Raw genomic sequence first — 19,733 nt, forward strand, 5'->3', positions numbered from 1 at the left:
CGTAAACTAGACTTTGATCATCTGTGCTTACGAATTCAAGTAGTAGTTAGCATTCGACAAGAGGACATTTTGCACATGACAGTTGCGGAGGAGGCCGAGAAGTACGGCTTGCACCGAGTAGGGGCAAGACCGTCATTGGTCGATTACCTGAAGCAGACGTGGAGTCGTCGCGAATTCATTTATGAACTTGCCAAGGCCCGACTTCAGTCTCAGAACGAACGTAACCGTCTGGGCATGGTTTGGGTGGTACTTAAACCTACGTTCAATGCCCTCATGTATGGATTCATTTTTGGCATCTTGCAGGGAGGAAACCGACCTGCTGATTTCCCTGTATTCGTGGTTATCGGAGTGTTCCTCTTTGAGTTCTTCACTACGTCGATGAATGGCGGTGCGAAATCGATCACCGGAAATACCGCGCTTGTACAATCATTGGCATTCCCAAGACTGTCACTTCCTGTAGCTCAAGTCACCCAGAATTTCTTGACTCTTGTTCCAATGCTTGGTGTCATGTTCATTTATGCGCTTATCCTTGGAACCGCTCCGAAATGGACGTGGTTTGTAATAATTCCATTGGTGCTCCTTTTCAGTATCTTCAACATGGGTGTTGCGCTAATCTGTGCGCGAATTACTGTGCATATACGCGACTTCACCAATATATTGCCGCTGATCGGCCGAGTACTGTTCTACACTTCGGGCGTGTTGTTTAGCGTGGACCGTATCCTAAACAAATGGCCCTGGATGGTTACAGCCTTTGACTATCACCCGCTGTATCAGGCGTTGCAAATTGCGCGTGCGATGATCATGGACAACGCGGTATACGAACCACGCGCATGGTTTGTCGTAGGTATTTGGGCGATTGCTACTCTGGCGTTCGGTCTTGTTTACTTCTGGAAAGCGGAGGAGCGTTACGGCCGTGAGAATTAATTTTGATGATCTCATCAACCCCGAGCTGCATCCGGAATATGAACCCGAGCGGATTTTTTCCGATGATACTTCGTTCATCGACGTGGTCCCATCGGAAGACGTACAGAACTCGAATCTTAATATTGATTCCAGCCGTCAGCCTGTCGTGATGGTGGATAACCTTCATGTGAAATACGAAGTGTTCTCGAGCGGAAAAGCAGTCGGCGCAGCGGGGGCACGACGCTTGCTACAGTCGAATATGCGTGGTGTCCGCACGGTACATGCATTGAAAGGGATCTCGTTCGTAGCTTACGAAAATGAGTCGATCGGAGTTATCGGATCAAATGGTTCGGGTAAGTCGACGTTGCTTAAAGCTATTACAGGCTTGACTCCTCCTGCTTCCGGAAGCGTGTTTGCAAGATCGCGTCCGAGCCTTTTGGGCGTCGGTGCTGCTCTGATCCCCGGACTCTCGGGAGATAAGAATATTACTCTCGGCGGACTCGCCCTTGGCTACAACCGTCAAGAAGTCGAGAAGATGCGCGAAGACATCATCAAGTTTGCTGAACTTGAAGAATTTATCGATTTGCCCATGCGTACCTACTCTTCCGGCATGAGCGCGCGCCTTAAATTTGCGATCGCGGCGTCGAAGCAGCACGACATCTTGATTATTGATGAAGCATTGGCGGTCGGTGACGCGAAGTTCAAAAAACGGAGTGAAGCGAAAATCCGCGAAATTCGTGAGAACGCGGGAACGATCTTCAACGTTTCGCACTCGATGAACTCGATCAAGGAAACCTGCAATCGCTGCATCTGGATTGAAAAAGGCGTCCAGAAAATGGACGGCGATCCAGACACCGTGATCAAGGCGTACCAAGCACACTTGAAGAAGAAATAAAGGAACGGATGACTGACTATCCAGGCGTTGCCTACGTAATGCCTGTGCTGAACGAAGCAGATTACCTCGACGAGGCCGTCGCTTCTATCTTGGCGCAGGACTACGAAGGTGACAAGGAGCTTGTTCTTGCACTAGGTCCAAGCACGGACGAGACGAATCTTGTCGCACAGCGCCTAGCGGCTCAAGACTCTCGCATCACCTTGGTAGACAACCCACAAGGGCGAACTCCGATTGCATTGAATCTCGCCATCCGCAACTCGACTAATCCGATTGTTATTCGCGTTGATGCGCATAGCGAGCTGCCCGCTTCCTACACGAAGCAGGGCATTGATACGTTGAATCGTGTAGGCGCACACGACGTGGGCGGACTCATGGATGCCCGTGGACGCACTGCACTCCAGCGGGCCATTGCCGCAGCGTATCACTCCAAGTTCGGTTTTGGCGGACCTGCATATCATTCCGGTGCACCCGAGGGCGAAGCGGAATCGGCATACCTAGGTATCTTCCGTCGCGAAGTTTTTGAAGAAGTGGGCTATTTCGACGAAGACTTGTGGCGTGCTCAAGACTGGGAGCTATGCCTGCGCATTCGGCAAGCTGGGCATAAGGTCTGGTTTGATCCGGAACTTAAAGTTGGCTATTACCCGAGAGACAACTTCCCATCTCTGATTAGACAGTCATTTGCCTCCGGAACTTGGCGCGGGGAAATTGCGCGTCGTTTCCCAGAGGGCAAGTCGTTGCGCCATGACCTTCCACCACTACTCCTTGCTGGGATTAGCGCGGGGATAGCTTCAGCAGTAATTCAGCCGTTGGCCGGCGAAAGCCTTCCGAAGCCAGTCAATATCCTGCTGACGCTCAGCAAAGCGATTCCGGTTCTCTACGGCGCGTGCGCTTTGCTCGCCGGCTTTCGGGCCAAGGGAGAAGGTCTGAAAGAAAAGCTGCTTACCGCAGCCACCTTCCCGGCCATACACCTTCCATGGGCCGCCGGCTATATCAAGGGCCGCGCAGTGGGAGCAGGAAGCACTCTCGACAAAGGGCGAATCAAATGATTGCCGAACGCCCGGCTCGGCCCACGCTAGAAGAGCTGCGGGCCGTATGCCAACCCCCTGAAGTTCGCGCGCGCAAGAACGCGGAGCACTGGACAGCTGAGCTGTACCTGCGCCATATCTCGATCTATCTGACCGCGGTGTTGGTTCGCACCCGAATCTCGGCCAACGGTGTTACCGGGTTGATGATTCTTGCCGGTTGGTGCATGTCCCTGGCACTGTTGATCCCGGGGATCTGGGGCCCAATTCTCGCTGTAGTTCTGTCACAAGTCCAGCTCTACTTTGATTGTTCGGACGGGGAAGTTGCTCGGTGGCGTGGTACGCAGTCACCACGTGGCATTTTTATCGACATGGTCGGTCACCATACGACCGAAGCCCTCATACCTATTGCCCTGGGATATCGCGTTTTCCTAGAACTCTCGGCAGACGGAGCGAATGCAGTCCAAGCCTGGCCAACACTGTTCATGGCCGGGTGCCTGGCTGTGTTGCTGGTATTGAACAGGTCCCAGTCCTTGATGGTGCATGCGGCTCGGAGCATGGCGGGACTGGCTAAACTTCCAGATACCGCAGATGCGCGTTCAATTCCGGTGACATCCATCGTGGGTCGCTTGCGTTCGCTGGCCCGCTTCTTGCCCTTCCACCGGATGCTTCACGCGGTGGAACTCAGCTTGGTAATTTTGGCTTGTTCAATCATCTCTGCTCTGGTAGGAGTTCCTGGAATTGCCGAGAAATGGATGATTTGGATTCTCTTGCCTGCAACCGTCCTGGTTAACGTTGGCCATTTCATCGCGAACATGGCTTCCACACGGCTTAAAGCCAGTTAGTTCGAAGGGAGGAGGAAGATGTCTGAAAAAGAATTGCCTCGCGTCGGTGTCGTAGTGCTGACAATGGGAAACCGTCCCGCAGAGTTGCGGCGCGCTTTGGACTCCCTACTTGCGCAGGAGTCTGTTGAGATCGACGCTGTGGTCGTTGGCAATGGTTGGGATCCTGTTGATATCCCTGCCTCCATAAAGACGCATTTTCTTCCGGAGAACCTTGGAATTCCTGCGGGCCGCAATGCCGGCGTGGGTCTAGTGAATGGCGAGTACCTCTGCTTTCTGGATGATGATTCTTGGTTCCTTGACAATGACTTTTTAATTACCTCAGTCGAGCGCTTCAAGAGCTACCCGAAGATGGGATTGCTGCAGCCGCGCATTACTGACCCGAAATCTTTCGAGAATGATCCCACCCGTTGGATCCCTCGCTTGAATAAGCGCACGGCAGAAGAGCCCAGCAAGGTTTTCCACGTGGGGGAGACCTGCTTGGTCAGCCCACGCGCGTTATTTGACCAAACAGGTGGCTGGGCCGCAGGTTTTTGGTACGCACATGAGGGAATTGAACTAGCTTGGCGTATCTGGGACACCGGACACTATGTTTGGTATGCCGGAGACATGAGGATCGGCCATCCGGTCGTGGACCCGCGTCGCCATGACGAGTTCTACCGGCTCAACGCACGGAACAGGGTATGGCTGGCACGTCGAAATCTGCCGGCTCCCTTGTGCTGGATTTATCCAACTTCATGGCTCTTGGTTGAGTGTCTCAGGATGAGGAAAAATCGCTCTGCTGTCAGTCAATATGTCGCCGGTTGGCGAGCTGGCTGGCGTGGAAGTCCATGGCATCGGGAAGCTCGGCCTAAGCTTAGATGGTCAACCGTGCTTAGAATGACTATGGCGGGAAGGCCGCCAGTACTTTAAAAACTTATGGCGAGCGACAGAGCTCGGCACTATAACTATGCACCAGCTAAATGGCGCGGAGGTAAACATGGCTAAAACAGTTCTTACTTACGGAACGTTCGACTTGTTTCATATTGGACACCTGAATATTCTCAAGCGCCTGAAGGAAAAGGGTGACCGACTCGTAGTCGGCGTATCAACAGATGAATTCAATGCGATCAAGGGCAAGAAGCCTGTTGTTCCGTTTGCGCAGCGTCTAGAAATCGTCCAGGCCATCAAATACGTGGACCTGGCGATCCCGGAAGAGAACTGGGAGCAGAAACGCTTGGACATCAAGAAATATGACGCGAAGGTCTTTGGCATCGGCGAAGACTGGCAGGGCAAATTTGATGACCTGGGCGACGAAGTTGAAGTAGTCTACTTGCCGCGCACCGCCGGCATCTCGACTACCGAGATGAAACGCGTCTTGAGCGAATTCGACGAACGGCATGTTGAATCATTGAAAAATACCTTGGACTCGTTGAGCCAAATCGTTAAGGAATTGAGCTAGTCAGCAAGAGCGCTTTTGTCCCAGAAGAGTAAGCCCCTCAAGAAGCAGGTGTTTGCCCGGAATGCTGCCACTTGGCAGTTGGCTACATCGATTAGTCACAGAGCCTTCCTGGCGACTCGGCTTGTATTCGCAGAAAGTCCGGAACTGCTTGGCTGCTCCGCATTCCGAATATTACTTTGACTGCTTCGCTCACCGGCACGGGGTGGGGCTTAAAGTCACGTCGTGATTTGAATAGAACCGATACGACAAGTCTTCCGGTTCGGGTTTATGCCAAAGATCCGGCCGAAAGCTATGCGGAACGCACACCAAATCTTTATGGAGCACTCCGAAAGCTTGGACTTCCACGGGGCAGACTTGGATGAAACTATCAGGGAATACTAGGCAATTGCGCCCGGATGTTCTCGTCGCTGCGGACCCAGCAATTCGTAGAATGGGTACGGACTTCTAAGTTGACCAGGAATCGGGAGAGTCGTGGAATTCGCTGGATGGCGTGGCAAACTAGGCAGGATCCTGCCTTCGGCACTGCTGCGCAAGGTCCTAGCTTCCCAGCAATCCGGGAATTTGCCGCTGTTGGCTTCCGTATCCAGGGTTCGTTCAGAGAATGAAGATGCAGTCAGAGCCGTCGCCGATCGGCTGGGCATAAGCTACTCCTGGGATGAAAATTCCACTAGCTATGTCACGAACCACGAGTCTTGGCGCCTGTTGGAAGCGGAGCTCCAATTAGCTGGGATGTCCTGTTACCCCATCACCGAGCTTGGCTCATACGCAGCTTCCAGCTCTTGGGCGGTGGGCCTCTCACGGCTCGATTCTCGATCCCAGGGCACCGGAGCCAGATGGAATGTATTTCCGGGAGAAATAGAACCAATGCACGATGCCTTGGACTTTGTTGGCCCCATCGATGTGGTCTACACCTGGGTAGATGCCGACGATCCGAGTTGGCAGTCCGCGTATCGGCGGGCACTGCTGCAGGAAAAGGGCGAACTCGAATCAAGCGCCGCGGACTTGGGGCGATTCGTTTCTCATGATGAGCTCCGGTATTCACTGCGTTCGTTGGAAATGAATCTTCCCTGGGTTAACAACATATATCTGGTTACGGCCGCTCAAGTGCCCAAATGGCTTGTAGATGAGCACCCAAAACTCACGGTGGTTGACCATGCAGAGATCTTCGACCCACATTGCTTGCCTACGTTCAATTCGCATGCCATCGAATCACGGTTATCGTTCATTCCGGGTCTCAGCGAACATTTCATTTACGTCAATGACGACGTGTTCTTCGGGCAACCGCTTTCACCCAACACCTTCTTCGGACCGTCTGGGCAAGCCAAATTCTCCCTAGCTCAAGGGCACTTTGCGGATGCCGCAGAGGCAGAACTTCCAGTCAACGTGGCTGCGGCAAATAATCGCGAGCTCGTAGTTTCATCCTACGGACGCACTACTTCGCGTAAATTTAAGCACGTCGCGCACCCGCAACGACTCAGCGTTCACCGGCTGGCCCAAGAAAAATATGAAGTAGAACTGGCCGCTACGGCGAGGAACAGATTTCGCAACCCCGCCGATATTTCACTTCCGTCGTCGCTGGCGCATCAGCTAGCTGCCCGGACCGGTCAGGGATACTCTGCAGATTTCGACTACGCTTACTTAGATATAGGTAGTCCCAGCCTTACAGTGCAGGCGCTTCGTCTAGCCCGGCGTAAACCGTCGCAAATGTTCTGCATGAACGAGGTCCGGCAGCCAACAGACATCCGGCAAAGAGCGCGCGTGGTGAAGCAGTTGTTCGAAGTCCTGTATCCGTATCGTTCTTCATTTGAAAAATAGGTTCTGGCCGCAACGCCAGAATCTGAAAGTTAGTGACGCACAATTTTAAGGAATATCGTCAGTGGTTCTAAAGAAGCTTTCCGCACAAACGCTGGTCCAGTCGCTCGTCAGCGATGTCCGCGGCCAGCGTCTGAAAAGGAAATCGTTCCGCTACTATGCCGGTCATCACACGCTAGGCCTGGAGTCACGCGACGGTGCCCTGCACTTGGAGGCGGAGCTGAATTACGCTCCCTCCGGCGTCTCGGTGCTGCATGGCCGGACCCTCGTGTTCAGCACAACCACGGATAACGTTGAGCACGCAGATACCGGACGGATCACTGCCAACGCAAAGATCGAGCTACCAGCACTGCTCGATGCATGGGAAGACTACCGCGCCCAGAAAGCTGCAGATGCGGGGAACACCGTCCCGGAGGATGACGACGTTGCGGTATCCGAAGAATCCGCAGTGGACGATGAGGGTCTTCCCGCCGGCACCGTACGCTTGGCATTCAGCTTCAACTGCCTCTTTGAAGACTTGCCCACCGGGATCGCCTGGGTACAGCTCGAACCCAATGGCGACCTGATGCGCCGCAAGGAAGTCAAGGATCTTATTGCCGAGGAGGCACTAGTTCTCGACGGTCCGGTGAACGCTCACCGCATTATGGGTAGGTTTGAAAAGACCGAACTGCGCGATGCCGCTCACTTCCATGCGGGCGAACGCAGCGCCGGTGTCTACGTGAACAAACGTGCCGAGGTGTCCATAGGGCTGAACCGCGATGTTACGCACTCCTATCGGATTCGAACCGACAAGACGCAAGTCCAAGAGGGGGTATTCAGCCTCGCCGGGATTCTTGACACGCAAACCGATCGGCTGACCGGGGCGCACTTGAGCATTGTCGGGCGCCGCTCCCAACTGGTTTTTGAATCGCCCGTGGACCTGGCCTTGGACGATACTCTTGCGGACCGCCGGTTTGGCAAGGCTACGTACTCTTGGAAGACTTCCTTGGACTTCTCCAAAGAAGACTGGTCATTGATCGACCGCGGCGATAACTACGATGTCTACTTGATGGTCACCTCCGAGGGAAGCGACGAACCACGTCGCATCCGTGTCACCAGAACCCCATTCGTGGTCCGTTCGACCACCCGTGCCGGTGCGGTACAAGTGGGGAACCAGACGCTGGCAATCTCGCCGTACTTCACCTTCAAGGCCAAATCCACATCGTTGACTCTTGAAGTCTTCGACAAGGAGGCCTTCGCGGTTCTGGCCGATTCAAAGGCGCGGCACTTCCCGATTCTTGAGGCGGGGCGCAAGCCCATCTGGATTGTCGGAGAGTTGTCCTACAAAGCTCAGGACAATGGGCTGCACTTGTTCCGCTATTTGCGTGCCGAGCGCACGGACATCGATGCCTACTATGTCATTGACGAGAATGCCCCGGATCTGCGCAACTTCGACTCGATGGACCATGTTGTTTTCCATGGCAGCAAAGAGCACTTCGAGTTGGCCATTAGGGCATCCCGATTTGTCGGCACCCACCATGCGGACTATCTGTACCCCACCCGTCATCAAAGCTTTTCCTCACGGACTCGCGCAACCCGAGTCTTCCTCCAGCACGGTGTCATGGGCACCAAATGGATGGTGCCCAACTACGGAAAGAACTCACCGGGCTTCACCACGGACTTGTTCCTGGTGTCCTCCGAGCGCGAAAAGCAGTACATCGTCTCGGACTTCCTGTATTCCGCAGAAGATGTCAAAGTCACGGGCCTGTCGAGGTTCGACTCGCTGCTTGCCGAAGATATCTCAACCAACCAGAACATGCTGCTGATCATTCCCACCTGGCGGGATTGGCTGCAGAACGAGGAAGCATTCCTCGAATCCGAGTACCTGCAGCAGTGGAAGGACCTGCTCTCGTCTCCGGAACTCGCGGTATTGGCTGCCGAGCATTCGCTAGAGATTGTATTCAGCCTGCACCCGAATATGCAGCACTTCCGCGAGCATTTCAAAGATACTCCGGCACGACTGATCGTTCAGGGCGAAGTCGATGTACAGGAACTGATCATAACCGCTGCGGTGATGGTTACCGATTACTCCTCGGTGGCTTTTGACTTCAGCTTCCTGCACAAACCGGTGCATTACTTCCAATTTGACCGTGCACGCTTTCTGGGCAAGCAAAGCTCGCATCTTGACCTGGATGCCGAGCTGCCGGGGCGTATCGCGTTTGACAGCGCGACCCTCCTGCAGGATCTTACGGAGACCATGGACCGGGACAAGGCCATGGAGGCCGAATACGTATTGCGTGCAGATGCCTTCATGACCCACCGGGACCAAGGCAACAGCCAGCGAGTTACCGCTGAGATCGAGCAGGCCGCGTTGCGCCGCCGCTCGCAGGACGGATGGAAGGCTGAACTGCCTGAAAAGCTCATGCGCCGATTCCGGAAGGACAAGCGCTACTTCTCGGTCATGCGCGCCTTGTTCAAGGCCGTGTCCCGCACGCCGGCCGACGATAACCTGATTGTTTTCGAGTCGGGACTGGGCAAGCAATACGGCGACTCGCCGCGGTACATCTATGAAGAACTGGTTCGCAGCGGCGATACTCGCACAAAGGTCTGGATCTATTCGGGTGCGCATCGCTTCACCGACTCCAATACGATCACTATCAAACGGCTTTCTCCCGAGTACTTCTGGTACTTGGCGAGGGCTAAGTACTGGGTGAGCAATCAGAGCTTCCCGCACTACCTGCGCCGCCGCAAGGAAGGCATCTTCCTGCAGACCTGGCACGGAACGCCGCTGAAGCATATGGCTTTGGATATCGAGGAGATCCATGGCCGTGATGAGGGGTACGTCCAGCGTGTGCTCAATGCCACCAAGCAGTGGTCTCACCTCATCTCGCCGTCGAAGTACACCACCGAGATCATGAAATCGGCGTATTCATTCTCTGGAATTGCCGCCGAACTTGGATATCCGCGCAACGACATCCTCATGTCCAGCGACGCGCCAGCTAGGGAGGCAAAGATTCGTGAAGGGCTTGGTCTGGCTCCGGGAGTGCAAACCATCCTTTATGCGCCCACCTTCCGAGATGACGCAGGAACAGGCCGCGGTCGATTCAGCTTCGAACTTCCAATGGACCTGGAGGAATTTGACCGGCGTTTCGGTGCGGACACCGTGCTGCTGCTGCGCATGCACGTGCTCGTCTCCAACGCTATTACCATTCCGGAAGAGCTTCAATCACGGATCATGGATGTCTCAAGCTACGCGGATATCCAGGAGTTGTACCTGGCGGCAGACGTTCTGATCACGGATTATTCTTCCGTGTTCTTCGACTATTCCCTGCTGCGTCGACCGATCGTGTTCTACGCCTATGACTTGGAAAACTATCGGGATAACCTTCGCGGGTTCTATCTGGACTACCAGAAGGAAATGCCTGGCCCGATTGTGGAGACCGAAACGGAGCTGTGGGATACCGTGCAGCGAGCCCTGGAAGGCGAGGACATTGGGGGAGTCGAGCGTGAGAGCTTCATTGCCCGCTTCGCCCCATACGACGACGGATCAGCCTCACGGCGCGTCGTGGAACGCTTCTTCCCACGTAGCTGATGGCTAGTCAGTAAAGCCCGGCATCGATAGATCGATGCCGGGCTTTACTGCGGATGGCGGCCAACACGGAAGAAATATAGCTAATTGTCCCGGTAAATAGGGAAGAATCGTCAGGTAGCTCGCGAGCCACTAATGGAAAGCCTGCGTGATCCAGCACGGGCCGATGGTTGAAGGAACACTGTGAATAGATTTAGTACCCGCGTCATCCTAGGCATTGGACGACGTATCGAACATCGCGGCAAATTTCGCCTTGCCGCATTATTCTATGAACGGGCGCTGGCAACGAAGCTCCTGAAATCCGACGAAGTTCGTTTCCGGCTGGGATTCTGCCAGTTCAAGATGAAGAAGTATTCCTTGGCCATGGTCAATATGGAATCCGCCATCGCCCACCAACCGCACCGCTTCGGCTGGATCCAATCCCTTGCCTTGAACATGCAGCGGATGAAAAAGTTTGATCGCGCCCTTGAGCTGTTCGCGGCGGCTTGCGCTGGACAACCGCAAAATATTCGGTGGCATACTCGTTACGCAAAGTGCGCGGTTGCTGCCCGCAAGAAGGATCTTGCCGGGTCAATATTAGAGAATCTCGTTGTCAGGTTCCCATCCGAGCCTGCGAGCTCCGCGGCCCTCGCAGATCATCTGCTTCAAACCGGGCAGCGGTGGCGTGAGCTCGAAGTACGCCAAGCATACGTACCGGTACACGAGCTTGAAGCCAAGTGGATGTCGCTCACCGGCCAGGCGGCACAGTTCATGGCCCGGTTCGAAATATCCCGAGACTATTTCCTGCAGGCCACGGCACTGGATCCGGAGTATTCCAAGGCCTGGTATGGCCTAGCACGAGCCTACGAAGAACTGGGCGAACTCGAGAACGCACAACGAGCCGATGCCCAAGCCGTACTCACCAGCAATGACGAACAAACTTCGACGCTGGGTGTCGGACGGTTGCACGAACGAGCAAACGACTGGACACGAGCCTTGGAATCCTACCGGGAAGCGTTGGCCGCCTCCAGCCGCCCTGGGGACAGGCAGGGGCTCAACTATCGTGCAGGCGAAGTGAACAGCAAGCTGTTCAATCTGGAAGCGGCAGCCAGGCACTTCGGCGAAGCTCGGGCAACCGCAACTACGGTAGAAGGGCAGGTACTATCTGCATACGCCCAAGCACGGGTCTACGCCCGCGCTGGCAACTTCGCCGATGCCGCGGATACCTACTCGAGCTTCGTCGAATTGCTGCCGGAGCAAAGCCGTGTGGAAGAACCCGTGGCGCTCTACCGTTATGCCCATGCGCTACACCGGATGAACGACTATGAACAAGCGGCAAGTGTGTACCTTCGGGCGGCTAGCGCGTGGGGCTACCTCGACGGAACGTTGAAGGTCCCCGCCGCAGCCGGGCCGCGCGCCGCCCACCATATTGACCTAGCACAGGCGGCCGAAGAACGCGGGCGGTGGGATGACGCCGCGGAAGCGTATCGAGACGCGCTATGGCACACCTCTACGACCCAGCGGACGTGGCAGGCACGTGCAGGACAAGCACTGGCCAAGTTCGGTGAGCCGCAAGTTGCCTGCGGATACTTTGAGAATATGCTGCTATTCACCGAGATTTCGGTGGCAGGTTTGGGAACCGCGCTCAAGGGCGTAGGACGGCACCGGGGCGCCTTATACATTCACGCGAGCGAACAACTTCCCCTGGATGAGAAGCTGGTGCTTTTTGAGTCTTCTCACGGAAAAAACGTGCATTGCCATCCTCTGGCCATTTACCAAGCCATGCGCCAAGACGAACGCTTCGAGGGGTTCCGCTACGCATGGGTTTACAACGACCACAACGCGGTCCCTGCGCAGCTTTCGGAAGATCTGGATGTAGCGATTATCAAGCAACACTCGGATGCTTATATCCAGTTACTGGGAACCGCTAAATACCTGGTGAACAACGCTACCTTCCCGGCTTATTACTCAAGGCGTGAGGGGCAGCAAGTGCTTAACACCTGGCATGGTACTCCGCTGAAATTCATGGGAAAGCTCGTCAAGGGCGCCATTGGAGAACACAGAAATGTGCAGCGCAACTTCCTGCACACCACACACCTGATGGTGCCGAACCGGCACACGCTGAAGACGCTGTCGCAGGATCACGACCTGGATGGGATGTTCCCGGCTTCGGTGGCACTGACCGGCAGTCCACGTGTTGACTCGATGGTGAACCTCAGCGCGCGGCGACGTGCAGAGATACTCGCTGAGCTGGGGATCGATCCGCAGAACCAAGAACCCGTCGTGCTCTTTGCTCCCACCTGGCGCGGGCAGATCAATGACCGAAGCTATAACGTGAATTCATTGGTGACGGACGTAGCCCAAATGGCGCGAGGCGCCCATCAGATGTTGTTCCGCGCGCACCGCTTCGCCGAACAGCTCATTGGTGACGCGCAATTGGACGCCACAGTGGTCCCGGCATCGATCGATACCAACGAACTTCTGGCCGTTGTCGACGTGCTGATCACAGACTATTCATCGATTTTCTATGATTTCCTCCCGGCGCGAAAGCCTGTACTCTTCTACACCCCGGATTTCGAAGCCTATGATGCCGAACGCGGGCTGTATTTCGAGCGCGAAAGCTGGCCCGGAGAAGTCAGCGACAACATTGTCGATTTGGTCAGCAGCCTGCGCCGGACGCTGGACGCCCCAGCAGGCACCGCGCACCCGAACTTCGAGGAAAATCTTGCAGAGTTCGCTCCGATGGAGGATGGAAACGCGAGCGCACGGGTCATCGAATTCTTCTTCTTTGACGATCACGCGCACGTACTCGCCCCAGAGGCCGATACTCGGACCAAACTCCTCTTCTACCAGGGTCCATTCAAGCCCAACGGAATCGCAACGGCCTTCGTGAATCTGATTGGCTCCTTGGATTCCGATAAGTATCTCGTCGCGGTGGCCGTAGACATGAACGCGACGGGTTCCGACCCGGCGGCCCTGGAAATCCTCAATTCGCTGCCCAGCCATGTGAGGGTGCTGCCGCGCGCGGGAGCCACGGCGATGTCCGCCGAGGAACGCTGGGTATCGGACTCTTTCCATGCCCAGCGCGGTTTCAGCTCGGCGGAGGCAGAAAACATTCATCTGGGCACCATGGCGCGGGAAATGAACCGCAGCTTCGGCTCCGCTCGCTTCGACATGGCCATCAATTTTGAAGGATATTCACGGTTCTGGGCCGCGCTCTTCGCCGCGGCTCGCAGCCACGCAGCTAGCACGAGCATCTACCTTCACAACGATATGGTTGGCGAATGGCTGCTGCGCTTCGGCACCATGCCAGGCCTTTTCGCCACCTACGGCCACTATGACGCCCTCGTTTCCGTGACCGACAGCGTGGGGGAGATCAATCAACGGCAACTAGGTGAACGATTCGGTATCGACGAATCAATATTCACCGTCTCGGAAAACCTGTTGGATCTGAACAAGCCATCAGACTGGGCGGATCTGTCCGAACCGGTGCACGAGTTCAGCGGAGAGGGGTTGACGGTCTTTGCGAATATGGCACGCCTTTCCCCTGAAAAAGGGCAGGCGAAGCTGCTGCACGCATTCGCTCGGGTGCACGCCGCTCATGCGGATACCCGCCTGCTGCTCATCGGCGACGGCCCGCTGCGTCTGAGCCTGGAAGAACAGATAAACGAACTTGGCTTGGCCGGCAAGGTAGTTATCACCGGTCTGCTGGCCAACCCATTCCCGACCTTGAAATCTGCCGATTGTTTCGTCTTCTCCTCGGACTATGAAGGGCAAGGACTCGCAATGATCGAAGCGATGATGCTGGGACTGCCGGCAATCTCCACCGACGTCGTCGGTTCGCGCAGCGTCCTGTCGGGAGGTTTCGGACTGCTTGTCGAAAATTCCGTCGAGGGACTGGCCGAAGGCATGGAGCGTCATCTCAATGGGTACAGGGCCGAGCATGAGTTTGATGCCCAACGCTACCAATTGCAAGCGCTAGAACAATTCGAAACTCTGGTGAAAAAGCCAGTGCCTACCGGTTCACGTCTGGGCTAGGAGTCGAGCAGGGCGAGCGACTCCGTCAGGAACCGAGCCATGCTCGCGCCGGGCGTGATGTCCCCGAAGTATCTCTCAATGAGGGCATCACGTTCGGCATCCTTGGTTTCCAGCGCTTCACGGACTAGATCGGCAGTGTGCGCGGCTTGAACTGAGCTTAGGCTCGGTAGCTGTTCCAATGCGGGGGAGTCAGCCACGACGGCCTCCGAGGACACGGGTGTGGTGATGAATATGGGTTTGCCGGTAGCAAAGAAATCGTAGGCTACGGCCGAGATGTCAGTGATGCACGCGTCCGCCTTATGCCATTGCCATCCCCAGTGCGCGGTGTCGTCAAAGAGCAGCCGTCCAGCTGATTTCGGATTCGCCGAATTGAGTTTTTCCCGGATCTTGGCCACGTCCGCGCCGTATTGTTCTACGTTGACTCCGGAGCGAGGATGCGGGCGGAAGATGACGTTGAAGCCACCGTTATTGATCAACGAATCGATGACCTGCACGCCGTGGCTTGATACCGATCCGTAGTTCATTGAAGGACGGTCCCCCTCCCAGGTGGGTGCATAGAGCACCGTGGGCAGCGCACTGTTCAGCGCATAGGGAGCCAGATATTCCGCATCAATCTGCGGCCGGCCAACCAGTCGGGTTCGCTGTCCCACATCATAGTTACGCAAGTTCAGCGCTAGCCGGTCACGAGCGGCCTGGCCTGCACTGAAAACATAGTCATAGGCTTTGAGCTGGTTAGACCACATGTAGGCCTTTTCGCTTTCCCCATGGCAGATGAACACGTGGTTGGGTTCGTTGAATCGGAGCATCTGGAAATTGCGGATGTTCTGATTGATGTAGAACACCACGTTGAGATTCTGCGAATCAACTAATTCTTCGATATCGCCAATTGTGGGGGCGAGATACACGGGAAGCGGGCATTCTTCAGACAATGCCAACGCGGTACCGGCATTGCGGGTAATCACCACGACGGGAGCGGATCCGGCCAGGTGCTTCAACGGCTCATACCACTGGCGGATCTGATACGCATTGACCATCGCATCGGCAAAGTACAGTGCCACTCGATACCGTTGCCCACCGGTGGGCTGATGGAATAGGTGCCGAGCGTGCCGCTGGACGTAAGCGCGCTGCTGGCGGGCGTCTAAGCGCATCTTGGCAAATTTAGCTGCACCGGCCAAAACTGGAATCGCGCGCATTTATCCCTCTCATGAACCTCAGAAACTCATGAATCATTCTATGCAAGAGAATATTTCGGGAATTGGTGGACAGGCCAAATGACCGAAAAATTTCAAATCAGGTGATGATCTGGGTTCAAGCAAGCAAAAATCGCAGAAATGGGCGCCTTCTTGTCTCGATGCGGGAGGAAGGTGCGATATTGTGTGTTTAGTGCAACATTGATTCTATGCCGTTTGAAGCGTTCCCGGTTTGGGAACTGAGCTTCAAGCAAGCTAAGATGAAATGTCGGACTATGTTTTTATAGGAGTCATCATTAGCGATAAGCGTTCTGATCGATCGTCACATGGCGCACTCGATCGCAACTCGCCATTGGTTATATCAGCCATGGACCTTGGCCGAGCGCCAGGTTCCATGAAGGCTCTTAACGAACAAGTTCCGGCACCCGCTGATGTGGGTAACGCACTCATTGGTATTCGTGGAGGATCTGAGATTTCCTTAGATCTTCGCCTCGAAGCTGTGCACGAGGGCATTTTGGTATCCGGCATTGCCACGGTGGAAATCGCTGGCGAATGTGGACGGTGCCTTGCGCCTATCGGGTTCAACTACGGGGCTGATATTCAGGAACTCTTCTATTATGAAGAGAGCGATGAATTCGAAGAAGATGATGATGTAGATCAGTATTGGGTTGTCGGTGACTATATTGACATCGATCCGGTATTGCGGAATGCAGTGGGCACAGCCCTACCGTTCCAGCCGGTATGCCGGGATAATTGTTTGGGCCTCTGCAATGAATGCGGAGTCAGCCTCAACGATGAACCTGAGCACCACCACGAGGTAGTAGATCCTCGTTGGGCAGCGCTTGCGCAGCTGTCCGAGGCCGCCACAGAAGATGTGGCAACAGATAAAACGTCAGACGAGAGAGAAGAGAAGTAGTCGTGGCTGTTCCAAAGCGGAAGATGTCCCGTGCGAATACTCGTGCCCGCCGTTCACAGTGGAAGGCTACCGCACCGAGCTTGGTGAAGACCGTTGAAAACGGCCGTGTAACCTACAGCCTGCCTCACCAGGCAAAGGTTGTCACTGACTCAGCAGGTACCGAGTTGTTCCTTGAATACAAGGGTCGCAAGGTCGCAGACGTCTAAGACATGTCTTCTAAAGAAGAACTTTTGAAGCGTCTCGGAATCGACATAGATTCCGAGACGCTTCATCTTTCGTTGACCCACCGTTCGTACTCATACGAAAACGGTGGCATTCCCACTAATGAGCGCCTAGAGTTCCTTGGCGACTCCATCTTGGGCTTTAGCGTTGCAGAGCACCTCTATAAGACGTGCCCCGATCTCCCTGAAGGGGATTTAGCAAAGCTCCGTGCCGCGGTCGTCAGCACCCGCGCCTTGGCTGATATTGCCCGAGGCCTCGAACTTGGCCAGCACATTCTCCTGGGCCGCGGCGAAAGCCAGTCCGATGGCGCAAACAAATCTTCCATCCTTGCAGATACCGTAGAGGCCCTTATCGGCGCCGTCTATCTGGTGCACGGCATGGATGAAGCGCGTGACATGGTGATGCGCCTCGTCGGCCCGTTGCTCTCCGACCCGCGACTGCTCGGCGCTGCCACCGACTGGAAGACCGTCATCCAAGAAGAAGTCGCCGCCGCCAAAAACGGTGAAATGCGCTATGCGGTTACCGGATCCGGCCCTGACCATGCTCGCTCATACGTAGCGGAACTGCTCATTGGCGATAAGTTGCACGGCAAAGGCACCGGTCCGTCGAAAAAGGAAGCCGAGCAAGAAGCTGCGCGGAACACGTGGAATATGCTTCACCCCGGTGAAGATCTCCCGAAACGCTAAGGCACGGATATGCCTGAGCTGCCAGAGGTAGAAGTTGTCCGTGAAGGACTAGACAAATGGGTTCGCGCGCGATTGATCGAGTCTGCCCGGGTCCTGGACCCACGATCCGTTCGGCGACATGCCGATGGTGTGCATGATTTCGAGGAAACCCTGGCCGGATGCACCTTGGCTTCGGTGGTACGGCGGGGTAAGTTTCTCTGGATGGACCTCGAAGGCCTCTCTGAGCCGGCAGCCTTAGTGGCGCATCTTGGGATGAGCGGTCAGCTCCTGGTCGAAGAGCCGGATGCGCCGGATGAAAAGCACCTGAAGGTCCGATTGTCGCTCAGCGAACGCAGCGACGCACCATCCGAGCTGCGCTTCGTGGACCAGCGAATTTTTGGCGGAATGTTCCTGTCCCCGCTGGTACCGACCGAGGATGGGCATCCAGGCGGTGCCGGCAGCGATAAACCGTGTATTGCGCAGGCCGCCGCGCATATAGCTCGAGATGTCTTGGACCCATATAGGGACACGGATTCGCTTTATCTTTCGCTGCGTAAACGCACCACCGATCTGAAGAGAGCGATTCTTGACCAGGGGGTGATCTCCGGTGTTGGCAATATCTACGCCGACGAGGCGCTTTGGCAGGCAGGACTTTCCGGGCTCCGCAACACCGCGACCATCAGGCGCCCAGAGGTCGAACGCCTGGATGCTGCACTCATCGATGTGATGTCCCGTGCACTAGACGCCGGAGGGACCAGCTTCGACTCCCTATACGTCAATGTCAACGGCGCTAGTGGCTACTTTTCCCGTTCCCTGAACGCATATGGACGTGAAGGCAAGGCCTGCCAACGCTGTGCCGGAAACGGGCGAGAATCGGTGATCCGCCGCGATCCTTTCATGGGACGCTCTTCGTACAGCTGTCCTGTATGTCAGCCGCGGCCTCGGCGGCGCTGACGCACCCGGGCTCCTCACCGCCGTCGATCTTCTCATTGCCGAGCCCGAGACGCGCGGCACGGGTCGTCGGTGAGACGCTCACAGGCACCGCGCTTCGCGGCAAGTACCTCTGACTGGTCCTGAATGAGCAGGACGCACTGCTTATTCATCTGGGTATAACTGGACAGATGGTCGCCACATCGCCAGGGTTTTTGGTCGGTTCTCACGATCGGGTGCAGTTCGCATTTACTGATGGCGGCCGTGATCTTCTCTTCGACTATCAGCGCACCTTCGAACATCTTCTGTTTGACGAAGGCAGAGCGATATTTCCGTCGCCGATCTCCCATATTGCCCCGGACCGGTTCGATCCTAAATTTGACCAGGGCTGCTGTGGTCGCGCGAATCAAGATTATGAGCGTCAGGAATAAGCGCTCTATTGAATCAAGCGCTAGTTTCGGGCATCGGGAACATCTACGTCGACGAAGTGCTCTGGGCGGCCGAGAAGCACGGCGAGACCGTTGAGCCTTTGCTGTCCGGGGCGACGATCTCGGAGGTGATTGACTCGGCGCGTTAGGTGTTGGCCAACGCACTCGTTCAAGGAGAAGGATCCTACGATTCGCTCTACGTCGACGTGTCCGCAAGCAGCCGAGTATTTTTCCCGGTGCCTAACCGTGTATGGACTCGCAGAGCATCCCTGCACGCGCTGCGGAACGCCAATTGTACGGGAGCAGTTCATGAACCGTTTGAGCTATTTTTGTCCGGTCTGCCAGCGAAAACGCTTGTCGTGCTTGCATGCTGTCCTAGATTCTCCAAGAATGAGCTAGGTGAGCATCTGGCGGCCTAGTTTCGACACACTCCATGCCAACGAATAAGTTGTAGTAACTCACGAGGTCAACTCGCGATCGATCCGACTCGACTGCTGTCTTAGCCTGCGTTCCAGCGATCGCGGACCGTGCGCCTCCGCGTCCAATCAGATACTGGTCAGGCGCTGGATAGTGCTTGGGATGCGCCTCGAATTCGTGTACCCGGATTCAAGAGCTGACAGCGATTCTGCGACGAAGCTACCTGCGATGCAGTCCATATGCTGAAAGCGCGCGCCTTCCGTCGCTCGTCGCAAATCACAACGGTAGGATTGTTGTGACACAACAAGCCGAACTTCCTGAATCTATGCAGGTGGGATGACTCGGTCGTCGTTCGCGACAATAGCAACCCTTCGTGCAAGGCAGGTGAATAATTTGGCGAGACTCAACCTCAATGGTATCGAGGAGCGCATTTTCCCGCTTGCGGGCCGTGAGCCTGACGACATA

16 protein-coding genes are annotated in these 19,733 nt (G+C 55.5%); 15 read left to right on the forward strand and 1 reads right to left on the reverse strand.

Going from position 1 to position 19,733, the window contains the following annotated elements:
- Positions 1-75: 75 nt before the first annotated feature.
- From CIK76_RS12985 to CIK76_RS13025, 9 genes are all read left to right on the forward strand, one after another.
- Positions 76-924 (forward strand): ABC transporter permease, encoded by an 849-nt coding sequence (locus tag CIK76_RS12985; RefSeq protein WP_096287120.1) that lies wholly within the window; start codon positions 76-78, stop codon positions 922-924.
- On the forward strand, positions 914-1,798 hold the full coding sequence (locus tag CIK76_RS12990; RefSeq protein ID WP_255248464.1) for an ABC transporter ATP-binding protein: 885 nt from the start codon (positions 914-916) through the stop codon (positions 1,796-1,798). The genes CIK76_RS12985 and CIK76_RS12990 overlap by 11 nt, the downstream gene beginning before the upstream one ends.
- Before the next feature lie 8 nt (positions 1,799-1,806).
- Entirely contained in the window at positions 1,807-2,844 is a 1,038-nt protein-coding gene (locus CIK76_RS12995) for a glycosyltransferase family 2 protein (RefSeq protein WP_096287122.1), read from the forward strand.
- Positions 2,841-3,665 carry a CDP-alcohol phosphatidyltransferase family protein gene (locus CIK76_RS13000; RefSeq protein ID WP_096287124.1) on the forward strand — a complete coding sequence of 275 codons (825 nt, stop codon included), beginning with the start codon at positions 2,841-2,843 and terminating at the stop codon, positions 3,663-3,665. The genes CIK76_RS12995 and CIK76_RS13000 overlap by 4 nt, the downstream gene beginning before the upstream one ends.
- 18 nt (positions 3,666-3,683) lie before the next feature.
- The gene (locus tag CIK76_RS13005; protein WP_096287126.1) at positions 3,684-4,574 is read left to right on the forward strand and encodes a glycosyltransferase; all 891 of its coding nucleotides are present in this window, start codon (positions 3,684-3,686) and stop codon (positions 4,572-4,574) included.
- Positions 4,575-4,641: 67 nt separating this feature from the next.
- The gene (locus CIK76_RS13010) at positions 4,642-5,103 is read left to right on the forward strand and encodes an adenylyltransferase/cytidyltransferase family protein (RefSeq protein WP_096287128.1); all 462 of its coding nucleotides are present in this window, start codon (positions 4,642-4,644) and stop codon (positions 5,101-5,103) included.
- Between the two features lie 864 nt (positions 5,104-5,967).
- Positions 5,968-6,918: a stealth family protein gene (locus CIK76_RS19610; protein WP_217990387.1), complete on the forward strand. Its 951-nt coding sequence runs from the start codon at positions 5,968-5,970 to the stop codon at positions 6,916-6,918.
- 61 nt (positions 6,919-6,979) lie between these two features.
- Positions 6,980-10,486: a CDP-glycerol glycerophosphotransferase family protein gene (locus CIK76_RS13020; protein ID WP_096287132.1), complete on the forward strand. Its 3,507-nt coding sequence runs from the start codon at positions 6,980-6,982 to the stop codon at positions 10,484-10,486.
- A 180-nt stretch (positions 10,487-10,666) separates the two neighbouring features.
- Entirely contained in the window at positions 10,667-14,500 is a 3,834-nt protein-coding gene (locus CIK76_RS13025) for a CDP-glycerol glycerophosphotransferase family protein (RefSeq protein WP_096287134.1), read from the forward strand.
- Here the strand turns inward: CIK76_RS13025 and CIK76_RS13030 are convergent.
- Positions 14,497-15,693 (reverse strand): CDP-glycerol glycerophosphotransferase family protein, encoded by a 1,197-nt coding sequence (locus tag CIK76_RS13030; protein ID WP_096287136.1) that lies wholly within the window; start codon positions 15,691-15,693, stop codon positions 14,497-14,499. The genes CIK76_RS13025 and CIK76_RS13030 overlap by 4 nt on opposite strands.
- A gap of 391 nt (positions 15,694-16,084) precedes the next feature.
- Here CIK76_RS13030 and CIK76_RS13035 point away from each other — a divergent pair, with 391 nt between their 5' ends.
- From CIK76_RS13035 to CIK76_RS13060, 6 genes are all read left to right on the forward strand, one after another.
- A complete protein-coding gene (locus CIK76_RS13035) occupies positions 16,085-16,606 on the forward strand; it encodes a DUF177 domain-containing protein (protein WP_096287240.1) in 522 nt (173 codons plus the stop codon).
- A 2-nt stretch (positions 16,607-16,608) separates the two neighbouring features.
- Complete coding sequence (rpmF, locus tag CIK76_RS13040) at positions 16,609-16,812, forward strand: 50S ribosomal protein L32 (RefSeq protein ID WP_060701450.1); 204 nt, start codon at positions 16,609-16,611, stop codon at positions 16,810-16,812.
- A 3-nt stretch (positions 16,813-16,815) separates the two neighbouring features.
- The gene (gene rnc / locus CIK76_RS13045; protein WP_096287138.1) at positions 16,816-17,514 is read left to right on the forward strand and encodes a ribonuclease III; all 699 of its coding nucleotides are present in this window, start codon (positions 16,816-16,818) and stop codon (positions 17,512-17,514) included.
- Between the two features lie 9 nt (positions 17,515-17,523).
- On the forward strand, positions 17,524-18,447 hold the full coding sequence (gene mutM, locus CIK76_RS13050; protein ID WP_096287140.1) for a bifunctional DNA-formamidopyrimidine glycosylase/DNA-(apurinic or apyrimidinic site) lyase: 924 nt from the start codon (positions 17,524-17,526) through the stop codon (positions 18,445-18,447).
- 167 nt (positions 18,448-18,614) lie between these two features.
- Positions 18,615-18,854, forward strand: a complete 240-nt coding sequence (locus CIK76_RS19105) for a hypothetical protein (protein WP_141393557.1) — start codon at positions 18,615-18,617, stop codon at positions 18,852-18,854.
- A gap of 8 nt (positions 18,855-18,862) precedes the next feature.
- Positions 18,863-19,000, forward strand: a complete 138-nt coding sequence (locus CIK76_RS13060; protein ID WP_176484204.1) for a hypothetical protein — start codon at positions 18,863-18,865, stop codon at positions 18,998-19,000.
- Positions 19,001-19,733 lie beyond the last annotated feature (733 nt).

It is taken from the genome of Glutamicibacter sp. BW80, from assembly GCF_002332385.1.
In the GTDB taxonomy this organism is placed as follows: domain Bacteria; phylum Actinomycetota; class Actinomycetes; order Actinomycetales; family Micrococcaceae; genus Glutamicibacter.